Annotated in this window: 11 protein-coding genes; 2 read left to right on the top strand and 9 right to left on the bottom strand. The window is 44.9% G+C overall.

Annotated elements, in window-relative coordinates:
- Positions 1-40 precede the first annotated feature (40 nt).
- Together HMPREF9370_RS05675 and HMPREF9370_RS05670 are read right to left on the bottom strand one after the other, a co-directional pair.
- Positions 41-1,291, bottom strand: a complete 1,251-nt coding sequence (locus HMPREF9370_RS05675) for an ABC transporter permease (protein ID WP_009116422.1) — start codon at positions 1,289-1,291, stop codon at positions 41-43.
- Positions 1,288-2,184 carry an ABC transporter ATP-binding protein gene (locus HMPREF9370_RS05670; RefSeq protein WP_009116421.1) on the bottom strand — a complete coding sequence of 299 codons (897 nt, stop codon included), beginning with the start codon at positions 2,182-2,184 and terminating at the stop codon, positions 1,288-1,290. The genes HMPREF9370_RS05675 and HMPREF9370_RS05670 overlap by 4 nt, the downstream gene beginning before the upstream one ends.
- Positions 2,185-2,401: 217 nt before the next feature.
- Here HMPREF9370_RS05670 and prmB point away from each other — a divergent pair, with 217 nt between their 5' ends.
- Positions 2,402-3,304 carry a 50S ribosomal protein L3 N(5)-glutamine methyltransferase gene (gene prmB / locus HMPREF9370_RS05665; protein ID WP_009116420.1) on the top strand — a complete coding sequence of 301 codons (903 nt, stop codon included), beginning with the start codon at positions 2,402-2,404 and terminating at the stop codon, positions 3,302-3,304.
- An 88-nt stretch (positions 3,305-3,392) separates the two neighbouring features.
- On the opposite strand, the gene HMPREF9370_RS05660 is transcribed toward prmB, so the two are convergent.
- Positions 3,393-3,755 carry an arsenate reductase gene (locus HMPREF9370_RS05660; protein ID WP_009116419.1) on the bottom strand — a complete coding sequence of 121 codons (363 nt, stop codon included), beginning with the start codon at positions 3,753-3,755 and terminating at the stop codon, positions 3,393-3,395.
- Positions 3,756-3,870: 115 nt separating this feature from the next.
- Between HMPREF9370_RS05660 and HMPREF9370_RS05655 the strand changes: the two genes are divergently transcribed.
- Positions 3,871-4,509: an SEN1982 family lipoprotein gene (locus tag HMPREF9370_RS05655; protein ID WP_009116418.1), complete on the top strand. Its 639-nt coding sequence runs from the start codon at positions 3,871-3,873 to the stop codon at positions 4,507-4,509.
- A 64-nt stretch (positions 4,510-4,573) separates the two neighbouring features.
- Here HMPREF9370_RS05655 and HMPREF9370_RS05650 read toward each other — a convergent pair whose 3' ends face one another.
- The 6 genes from HMPREF9370_RS05650 to dnaB form a co-directional block, all read right to left on the bottom strand.
- Positions 4,574-5,035, bottom strand: a complete 462-nt coding sequence (locus HMPREF9370_RS05650) for a PilX family type IV pilin (protein WP_009116417.1) — start codon at positions 5,033-5,035, stop codon at positions 4,574-4,576.
- Positions 5,036-5,061: 26 nt separating this feature from the next.
- Positions 5,062-5,658 (bottom strand): pilus assembly PilX family protein, encoded by a 597-nt coding sequence (locus tag HMPREF9370_RS05645; RefSeq protein WP_009116416.1) that lies wholly within the window; start codon positions 5,656-5,658, stop codon positions 5,062-5,064.
- A complete protein-coding gene (locus HMPREF9370_RS12475; RefSeq protein ID WP_040666965.1) occupies positions 5,643-6,785 on the bottom strand; it encodes a PilW family protein in 1,143 nt (380 codons plus the stop codon). The genes HMPREF9370_RS05645 and HMPREF9370_RS12475 overlap by 16 nt, the downstream gene beginning before the upstream one ends.
- 2 nt (positions 6,786-6,787) lie before the next feature.
- A complete protein-coding gene (pilV, locus tag HMPREF9370_RS05635) occupies positions 6,788-7,435 on the bottom strand; it encodes a type IV pilus modification protein PilV (RefSeq protein ID WP_040666963.1) in 648 nt (215 codons plus the stop codon).
- Positions 7,436-7,489: 54 nt separating this feature from the next.
- Positions 7,490-8,173, bottom strand: a complete 684-nt coding sequence (locus HMPREF9370_RS05630; RefSeq protein WP_009116413.1) for a GspH/FimT family pseudopilin — start codon at positions 8,171-8,173, stop codon at positions 7,490-7,492.
- A 158-nt stretch (positions 8,174-8,331) separates the two neighbouring features.
- On the bottom strand, positions 8,332-9,741 hold the full coding sequence (gene dnaB, locus HMPREF9370_RS05625; protein WP_009116412.1) for a replicative DNA helicase: 1,410 nt from the start codon (positions 9,739-9,741) through the stop codon (positions 8,332-8,334).
- Positions 9,742-9,884 lie beyond the last annotated feature (143 nt).

Genomic DNA, 9,884 nt, shown 5'->3' with positions numbered 1-9,884 from the left:
GGCATTGTTTTATGCAGGTCAATTTCTCTGACACGCCTAATCAAAACCGCACTTGCGTTCTCAACTGGCGGCGGTAAAGCAGCAGCGATATCGCGATGCACACCAGCGAAAAACCCGCCAGCAATTGCAGATAAAGGCTGATACCGCCTATGCCGCTTTGCTTCAGCAACAATTCCTGAAATGCTTTCAGCCCCCATGCCATCGGCGAAATCCAAGTAAGCCGCTGCATGGTTTCAGGCATTACATAATCGGGCACCATAATACCGCCCAGCCCGGCCATCAAAATAATGCCGCCGCCGCCCAACACCACCGCATGCTCGGTACTTTTCGCGGAAACGCTGATCAAAAGTGCATAGCCCAAAGCCGCCCCGCTCACCGCCACCGACAATACCGCATAAGGCCACCATGTATTGCTCAACACCAATGCCGGCGCACCCAACACCGGCAGCAGATAACACCCGAGCAGCAGCATTCCGACAAACTGCAATTGGTTAATCAGAAAATACGGCAGCAGCTTGGCCGCCACCAATACGCCGGCCGGCGCTTGGGCTAGCCGAAGCCGCGTGATGGTGTTGGTCTGCCGCTCCAATGCCATCACGTTAGACAAAGGGATCATGATAAAAAACATGCCGAAAATCAGCCATGCGGGCACACTGTGCTGAACCGCATTCGGCTTTTCCACTGCGCCGCTTTCGGTCAGATAAGTTTCACTGAACAGGGTTTTCTTCAAATAAGCGGCCACTGTATCGAATTGTTTGCCGTTTTCCTCGTTTACCGATTTCTGGATTTTTTGCTTTATGGATTTAGGCAGGTTTTTCGTTTCGATTTTCAAATCGTCCAGCCCGTCAAAATAGCTGTTGAGACGGACTTCGGTGTAACGCTGCTGCAACACGCCTTGCACAGCCGAAAGCCAAGAAGGGTCTATATCCGGCGGCACAATCAGCTGCAGCATCTGTTCTTCATCCAGCTTGCCGCCCGCTTGATTCGGATTCACCACCAGCAATTGGTAGCGCCCCTGATAAAGCCCGCTTTTCGCCTCGTTCAGCCGGTTTTCAGACAGGCTTACCAAATCCACCTGCTCTTTACGCAGCGCGGCAGCGAAGTCTTTGTTTACCGGATTGTCCGCCGCGCCCACCAGCGCAATCCGGCTGTCGATATGCGGATCTTCATCGCGGCTCAAAGCGAGCGACATAATCAACATAAATACAATCGGCATCACAAATAACACGGCCAAACCATGCAAGTCATGCCGCAACAATTTCAATTCTTTAATTAACGATGAACCAATCATGCCGCTGTCCGCCTTAGAAAATCGAGATAAAAAGCCTCCAACGAGCCGTAGCCTTGTTGGAAATACCGGATTTCCACCCCTGATTGCCTGAGCTGCCCGTAAAGCGCGGCAGCCTGTTCGGTAGTAGCGGCGGCTTCCCACATATTGCGGCCGATATCTTTTGCCTGCCATTGCTGCAACACCGCATCATCCGGTGCGGGCTCCGTCATAAAGCGCACGCCCGGCTCCTGTGCTTGCAGCAAATCGGCCAAACTGCCCTGATACACCAGCTTTCCTTTATCCAACAAAGCAATATGGCTGCACAGCTGCTCGATTTCCGGCAAATAATGCGAAGTGTAAACCACGGTGATTCCGGCACGGGTCAAATCAGCCACGCTTTCCAAAATAAAACGGCGCGATTGCGGGTCGATGCCCACGGTAATTTCGTCTAAAAAAACCAGCTGCGGCCGGTTTACCAAACCGATCGCAAAATTCAGCCGCCGTTTCAGCCCGCCGGAAAGCTGCTTGGCTGCCCTGTTGCAGTAATTCTCCAGCCCGGCCTTATCCAGCAAAGACTGCAGATAAGCCTTATCTTTCACGCCATAAAGAGAAGCGAAAAACAATAAGTTATCCCACACGCTCAGCTGCGGGTAGAAAGCAAAATCCTGCGGCACCAGGCCGATTTTCTGGCGTTCGGCGCGCGCAAGTCTGCCGACTTCAACGCCGTCAAACAATACCTGCCCCTGTTGCACTTCCTGCAAACCGGCCAAAAGCGACATCAGCGTTGTTTTGCCCGCCCCATTGTGGCCGAGCAAGCCCCAGCACTCTCCCGGTCTGATATCTAACGACACGTTCTGCAAAGCCGCTACATCAGTGCCTTCATAACGGTGGGATAAAGATTGGATTTGAATCATTTTTCTCTTTCTCTGTAATCAGAAAGCAAAATCAGCAGATGATATTCACACTCAGACCAAACCTGAGATTAGTTAGCGAATGAGTTATTTCAATGAATATAACCAAGAAGTATAGCCCAATCAGCAACAATTGCCTGTCTGAAAACCTTTCAGACAGGCAATTGCCTTAACGACCTGTTGTATAATCCGCCCTAAATTCAATTAAGAAAGTATCACCATGTTTAAAGAAGCCGCCCGCCACCTTACCACCCTACGCGATTTACTGCGCTTTGCCGTCAGCCGTTTTAACGAAGCCGAGCTCTTTTTCGGCCACGGTAGCGACAATGCACACGACGAAGCCGCCTACCTGATTCTGCACACGCTCAACCTGCCCCTGGATACACTGGAGCCTTATCTGGATGCCGTGATTCTGCCCAATGAAAAAGAGCAAGTGCTGCAACTTATCGAGCGCCGCGTAAAAGAGCGCCTACCGGTTGCCTATCTTACCCACCAAGCCTGGCAAGGCGAATTTGATTTTTATGTGGACGAGCGCGTTCTCGTGCCCCGTTCATTTATCTACGAATTATTAGGCGAAGGCCTGCGCCCGTGGATAGAATATGATGAATTGGTACACAGCGCACTCGACTTATGCACCGGCAGCGGCTGCCTCGCCATCCAAATGGCACACCACTATCCCGATGCGTCAATTGATGCCGTTGATCTCAGCCTCGACGCGCTCGAAGTGGCTGCCATCAACGTAGAAGCATACGGCTTGGAAGATCGCATCAACCTCATACACACCGACTTATTCCACGGCCTGGATGCCACATACGACCTGATTGTATCCAACCCGCCTTATGTGGATGCCGAATCGGTTGACAACCTGCCGGAAGAATATCTGCATGAACCCGAACTCGCACTAGGCAGTGGCCAAGACGGTTTGGATGCCACCCGCCAAATCCTGTTACAAGCCGCAAAATACCTTAACCCCAAAGGCGTTTTACTGGTTGAAATCGGCCACAACAGAGAAATATTGGAGCAAGCCTATCCCGAACTTCCGTTTACTTGGCTCGAAACCAGCGGCGGTGACGGCTTTGTATTCTTGTTAACACGCGAACAGCTTTTAGGCGAAGAAGAATAAAACCGTTCGCTTATACAAAACAATGCCTGTCTGAAAATCAATATCCATTTTCAGACAGGCATTGCTATATTAATCCAATTATTCACTTTTAGCTTTTAAAAACATCTTCATACACATCTGCCGTAAACCCGCAAACATAACGCCCGTTATGCACCAAAACAGGCCGCTTGATTGTGCTCGGCTGCTGAACCATAAGCTCAACCGCCACACCCTGATTTTCTGCCCCGGCCTTTTCCTCATCAGTCAATTTTCGCCAAGTCGTACCCCGCTTATTCAATAAAATTTCCAAGGGCACCGCTTTTAACCATTCTTTAATTAATTCATGTGATGGCGGCGACTTTTTAAAATCGACAAATTTATATTCAATACCGTTTTCAGCCAGCCAGTTGCGGGCTTTTTTAACCGTATCACAATTAGGAATCCCATATAATTTTGTTGTCATGAAATGCATCTTTTTTGCGTTTGAACAAAACTATTGTAGCAAAAAACCTTGTGAAAAACCCGTAAAATAACTATTCTTATACTTTCAGCCCATAATCAAAAACGCCTTTTCTCCGGAGAAATTCATGAAAAAAATCATTATCCTAACCACAGCTACACTAACACTCGCCGCATGCTCCGACGGCAGTCAAATCAGCGAATCAGCCTTAAAAAAAGGTATTGAAGATTTCGCCTCCCGCCAAAACGTATGTATTGCCATGCCTTTAACTATTTTAGACACTGCCGGCCAGCCCCTACGTAACACACTCATCGGCGAACCCAGATTAACAATCACAAACCGTAATAACGAAGGCAAACGCATCAATAAAGAAGTTATCGAACAAATGGACATCTTGGTAAATGCCGGCATCTACCGCGAAGCGGATAAAAAATCGGTTGAACAAAACGATATGCTGGTAAAAACCGTTACCTACGAGCTAACCGAAAACGGTATTGCCTCTTTAAGACACGGCTCACAAGGGCCTTTGGTATGCGTAGGCAATCTGAAAGTGTCCAAAATCAACTGGTTTACCGAACCCACACCCACCAACGGCATGACGGTTTCCAAAGTTTCCTACCAAGCAGATTTAATACCTGAAAAATGGGCGAAAAAGCTGATTAAAACCGATAGCGGCGACTGGAAAAACTTATCAGAGCCGCAAGAATATACAGCCACAATGGTAAAAACCAACAAAGGCTGGCAGGATCTGCGCCAATTACACTAATCCGAACACAATAAATGCCTGTCTGAAATGTTCAGACAGGCATTTATTGTGTTTATGGCCAATGCTAAAAATCATTCAAGCTGGGTTTACACTTAGCCGTATCAGGCTGTTTTTCTCTGGCCGCTGCCGCATCCTTACAAAACAGGGCATTACCATGCCTATCCACTCTTACCGAAAGCGAATAGCCCGTTGACGCTTTAGGCGTGGCCGCAAGATGTTGGCTATCGGGAACCGAAATATCATACCGCTCACTTACCGACGCATCCACATTACCTTTTACTTCATCAACTATATTAGCCAAATTCTGATTGAATTCATCATATTTAATCAAGGTCGGATTAACAATCATTCTTTGCTTCACCACGCTGTAAATCTGAATCAAAGCGGCCTTCGCATTGGTAACATGCCCCCGCTCGACATAACGCATATAAGAAGGCATAGCGATAGCAGCTAATATCGCCAATATTGCTACCGCAATCAACATTTCAATCAGAGTAAACCCCCGCGCTTGAATTTTCGAATTCATTATTCTTTGATCCTAAGTAAAGCCCGTTAATTAGCGTTATATGTACCTTCAACATAAGATTGTAACGTCACCGACGTATTGGGATTTTTACCCCATGCGCGGGAGGTTACACGATAAATTACCCTAATCCCGCCATCCGGCTGAGTTGATGAACCAGTCGCTTCAATAATATAACGTGCGGCCTTACTTGCCGAATCTTTTGCGATGGAATATTGACGTCCATTGGTTTCAAGATACGGTTTGTCTTTATTGTCTTTACGCTCCCATGCATTAATGTTTTCACAATCTTTCCTACACGCTTCAAGAGTAATCGTACCGACAGCAGTAGTAATAGTGCTTTTTTCTTTCTGCCCGGAATAAGCACACAAACCATTATTACAATTAGCGCTGAACGTTACATCAGTAAAACTGGCTATATCCTCTTCACCCTGCCTCAAAGCTGCTTCCGCGATCGTAAAAGCAGATTTCCTATCCGCATCATTACTGCTGATACGCATTTCCGTATTATACGATTGCGTTGCCGCAACCACCAAAAAAGCAATCACTAGCATCATGATCAAAACGATAAATAGCGAAAAACCTTTTTGTTTTTCAGGTAAAGCCATAATTAACGGTTTGCGCATCGGTTCCCCCCACGAACATTTGCATCAATATTATAAATATATACGTTACCCGCACTTTCTCGAGAGGCGGCATTAGTCATCGTTTGGCCTTCAGCAGCCAAATTATTACCATTCAATCTTAAACGAATACTTGCCAACGGGCGTGCCATATCGGTTGTTAATGGTTGTTCTGTAAAGGTAAAAGTCTCCTCAGGGGCACTTGCTGCAGGCAATTCAGAATTCACGGTTGGATCAATACCCGGACATCCATTTACATAGCCGTATAAGATATTCATTTTATTAATACCGGACAGTAATAATTGCGGTGCTTCCCAAGCATTATTTCCAAACCGGATACGGTAAAGTCCTAATTCTCCACCATTAGGTCTGCCCACTACATAAATATTGACAATGTATCTAGTCAAAGAAACTTCATGCCTTACTTCTGGAGCCATAATAGCCTCCGGCAACAGCCCTTGTGATTTTGGCCCCAACTTAAATACATTGCCACTATTGGGCCTTTTAATTACATATAAACTTAATGTATTACAAGTACTTACAACAACAGGAGAGTTATCAACTAACGTAGCAACGGTTGCATCATCATTTTGATGAATGGTTAACTCATCTCTCGTTGCAGCTAAATCAGCAACTGCGGCAGTACCTTCTCCATATTGAAAAACCAATGCATCTGATTGTGCAACAAACCCTCCGGGAATTCCCGTAACAACAGAAGCAAAATCACTTTGTGAAATAGTTTTCACACCTTCTGATAACTCTACTGCATTATCCGCTCCCTTTGTTCCAGAGAATAAATATTCGTGTAAGTTGCGAATATCTTTATTATTAAGCCCTGACCAATCTGTGGCTACCGTAATATTTTTGGCAACATTCAAATTACTTAGATTGAAACAACCGAAACCACCCGCCATCCGAGCGTCGTAAACAATCATATTTGATACATTTCGGATATCTTGTTGGGCATTCAAACGCGCAATTGCGACATCATTCACTTTTCGAGCTGCAAAATAGCCGGAACCCACAGCAATTAGAATAATCATGCTTAATAAGCTGGCAACCATAAATTCAATTATGGAAAAGCCTTTGGGTTTGATTATGTATTTATTGATATAAATATTTTTTTTCATGTTCATTCCGTAACGCGTGCCTGATAAGTATAAACAGCATGTTCCCCATAAGTCTTAATTCCTCCTGTGGCAGCCTCATTTTCGGTATTCATCAACCATAATACTTTCACAACTGTATAAGCTTTCCGTCCAGAAGAAACGTTGCAATTCCATTCAGGCCCTCCATCGGTAAATGTAGGTTCCTTATCATCACTATCTAAACAGATATGAGCACGCAATACGGTAGCATCGGGCAAATTATTGGTCAAAGACAAACCGAAATCACATACTTGTGATAAAGCTAAATTTTCTTTAGTAACATTTTTTTCTTCATCCAGCCCATTACAATTAGCTGCAATCTTTTCCAAATTTTTCATAGCGTTAGTATAGAAATTATATCTTTTCCTATTCCATGTAACGCCTTCTGTGTCGTTTTCCGAATCCTGATTTATCTTATCTTCCTCTAATTCAGGATTCATTAGCATACCCTCAATTAAGTTTTGAGTAGCTTGTGCAACAATCGTTTGGTTTTCCGCTTCACGCACGCCTGTAACTGTTCTGAGCTGAGTTGCCAATAAAACCAACACCCCCAAACCCAGCATCAACATAGATACCAATACTTCTATCAGCGTGGCACCCTTTTGCTTTTGAGTAACCATTACCCCAACCATCTGAATTTCTTTAAGCCTATTTTTTCTCATTATCTTTAATTCTCTAATAACCAATTAAAAAGTACATTTCTTATTATTAGAATCTAGAATTTCTGATTTCTTACAAGTCTGCAACCTGCCGCTTCCATCAAACAAAAGAACTTGTGCTCTGCTTTTTTGCTTATTTTCCGGTTGCTTATCAGTCAGAACAATTTTAATGATACTGTTAGCGGGTGAAGGCGTGATAATCCCCTTTTTACCTACCGTATAATTACCCCTTATAAAGGCTCCGTTAGGCATATAACCCACAGCGCGTGCTTGTCCTGAACCACTATTCACAGGATTATAATTTGGGGCGGCATTTAAATTATTAAAAAGAAAAAGAGTGGTATTACGAGACTGAGTATTCAAAACAACCGTTCTTAATGGTATATCAATACCTTTCTTTTCATCATATTTATAGTCTTTGTCTTTATCAGCAAATGCAGCATATCCTTCCGGATCTGAAGTATCACAATAATTATTGGGCTTCCCCGCATCAGATATATCAACAGGGCAAATATAAACTGGCACACCAATCCTCACCGCTTCTGCTCGTGCGAGGCGGAACAAATTCGCCATTTGCTCCGCTTTATTCGCGATACGGCGCTCGGCAATCCATTCAGACATATTGGGATAAGCAATCAAAGACATGATGGCAAATATTGCGATAACCACCATTAATTCGACTAAGGTAAAACCTTTTTGATTTGGATACATGAGTAACACCTGATTGTTTATTTTCCGGTAATGTACGTAATCTTTATTAAAATTTAGCTGCTATTTTAAACGATACGTCATCCGCTTACCTAATTATTTATATTGAAAAGCTGCTTTTTTCTTTATTTCACTAAAATTTGCAACAAATCCATCATTAATTAATCTTCCATCATAGCCATATCCGGCACAAATGCCGCGTTATCGAATTTAGTAAACTGGCCTGTCCATGTGAGCACCACTTTACCTACCGGACCGTTACGGTTTTTGCCGATAATACATTCCGCCAGCCCTTTAAACTGAGATTCAGGATTGTAATATTCATCTCGATACATAAACATGATCAAATCAGCATCCTGCTCAATCGCACCCGATTCACGCAAGTCAGACATCATTGGGCGCTTATCAGTGCGCTGCTCCACCGTACGACTCAGCTGGGAAAGCGCGATAACAGGAACATGCAGTTCTTTTGCCAATGATTTTAAAGAGCGGGAAATTTCACCCAGCTCGGAAGCTCGGTTATCGTTACGGCCTGAGCCAGACATTAATTGCAGATAGTCAATCACAATCAAACCCAGTTTGCCGCCGAATTGTCTTGCCAAGCGCCTGGCGCGCGCGCGTAATTCCAGCGCGGTCAACCCCGGTGTTTCATCGATAAACATCGGCGCATCGGAAAGCTTCACAACTGCGTCGTTCAAACGCCCCCAATGCTCGTCTTTCAATGCGCCGGTTTTGAGAACGCTTTGATCCAGCCTCCCAATAGAACCAAGCATACGCATTACCAACTGTGCACCACCCATTTCCATAGAAAATACGGCAACAGGCAACTTGCTTTCTACGGCAACATATTCTGCAATGTTAATTGAAAAAGCAGTTTTACCCATAGACGGTCGCCCTGCTACGATAATCAAGTCGCCACCTTGCAAACCTGAAGTTTTTTTATCCAAGTCTATAAAACCCGTTGCTACACCGGTTACTTCATCCGGATTATCACGCGAATAAAGCATATCAATTCTTTCAACCACTTCTTTCAACAAATCCGGCATATTTAAAAATCCCTGCTTGGATTTGGCTGTACTTTCTGCGATTTGAAATACTTTATTTTCCGCTTCATCCAACAACTGGCCTGCATCACGACCTTGCGGATTGTAGGCGCTGCGTGCAATCTCCGTACCTACCTCGGCAAGCTGGCGCATTATCGAGCGCTCACGCACAATCTCTGCATAGCGGCGGATATTGGCGGCAGAAGGCGTATTTTGTGCCAAAGTAACCAGATAATTAAAACCCCCGGCATTTTCCAGCTCTTCGTTGCGCTCCAACGCCTCTTGAACCGTAATCACGTCGGCCGGTCTGCTTTCATTTACTAAGCTTGCAATTGCACGGAAAATCAAGCGGTGCTCATGGCGGTAAAAATCTTCACCCGTTACCACATCGGCAACCCGATCCCAAGCTGCGTTTTCCAGCATCAGCCCACCGAGCACCGATTGCTCTGCCTCGACTGAATGAGGCGGCAACGATAAAGCACTCACTTCATCATCATGCGAATCGACGTCATAACTGAGATTGTTCATTAACGATATTCCTTGATTAAAGGCTGATAACGGAAAACTTGTATTATATCGCAAATCACTTCTTATCCGTTTGATTCATTAGGAAAGATCCACTCAAGCAAACCGCTTAAAAGCTTTTCAGACAGGCATATGCCTGTCTGAAA

The organism is Neisseria wadsworthii 9715, from assembly GCF_000227765.1.
In the GTDB taxonomy this organism is placed as follows: domain Bacteria; phylum Pseudomonadota; class Gammaproteobacteria; order Burkholderiales; family Neisseriaceae; genus Neisseria; species Neisseria wadsworthii.
The sequence above is the reverse complement of the archived record's forward strand: the minus strand, read 5'-3'. Positions and strand labels throughout refer to the sequence as shown.

Excerpts from the sequence above, each read along its gene's own strand:
- HMPREF9370_RS05675 (WP_009116422.1), bottom strand. The coding sequence starts at position 1,291 with ATGATTGGTTCATCGTTAATTAAAGAATTGAAATTGTTGCGGCATGAC.
- HMPREF9370_RS05670 (WP_009116421.1), bottom strand. The coding sequence starts at position 2,184 with ATGATTCAAATCCAATCTTTATCCCACCGTTATGAAGGCACTGATGTA.
- prmB (WP_009116420.1), top strand. The coding sequence starts at position 2,402 with ATGTTTAAAGAAGCCGCCCGCCACCTTACCACCCTACGCGATTTACTG.
- HMPREF9370_RS05660 (WP_009116419.1), bottom strand. The coding sequence starts at position 3,755 with ATGCATTTCATGACAACAAAATTATATGGGATTCCTAATTGTGATACG.
- HMPREF9370_RS05655 (WP_009116418.1), top strand. The coding sequence starts at position 3,871 with ATGAAAAAAATCATTATCCTAACCACAGCTACACTAACACTCGCCGCA.
- HMPREF9370_RS05650 (WP_009116417.1), bottom strand. The coding sequence starts at position 5,035 with ATGAATTCGAAAATTCAAGCGCGGGGGTTTACTCTGATTGAAATGTTG.
- HMPREF9370_RS05645 (WP_009116416.1), bottom strand. The coding sequence starts at position 5,658 with ATGCGCAAACCGTTAATTATGGCTTTACCTGAAAAACAAAAAGGTTTT.
- HMPREF9370_RS12475 (WP_040666965.1), bottom strand. The coding sequence starts at position 6,785 with ATGAAAAAAAATATTTATATCAATAAATACATAATCAAACCCAAAGGC.
- pilV (WP_040666963.1), bottom strand. The coding sequence starts at position 7,435 with ATGGTTGGGGTAATGGTTACTCAAAAGCAAAAGGGTGCCACGCTGATA.
- HMPREF9370_RS05630 (WP_009116413.1), bottom strand. The coding sequence starts at position 8,173 with ATGTATCCAAATCAAAAAGGTTTTACCTTAGTCGAATTAATGGTGGTT.
- dnaB (WP_009116412.1), bottom strand. The coding sequence starts at position 9,741 with ATGAACAATCTCAGTTATGACGTCGATTCGCATGATGATGAAGTGAGT.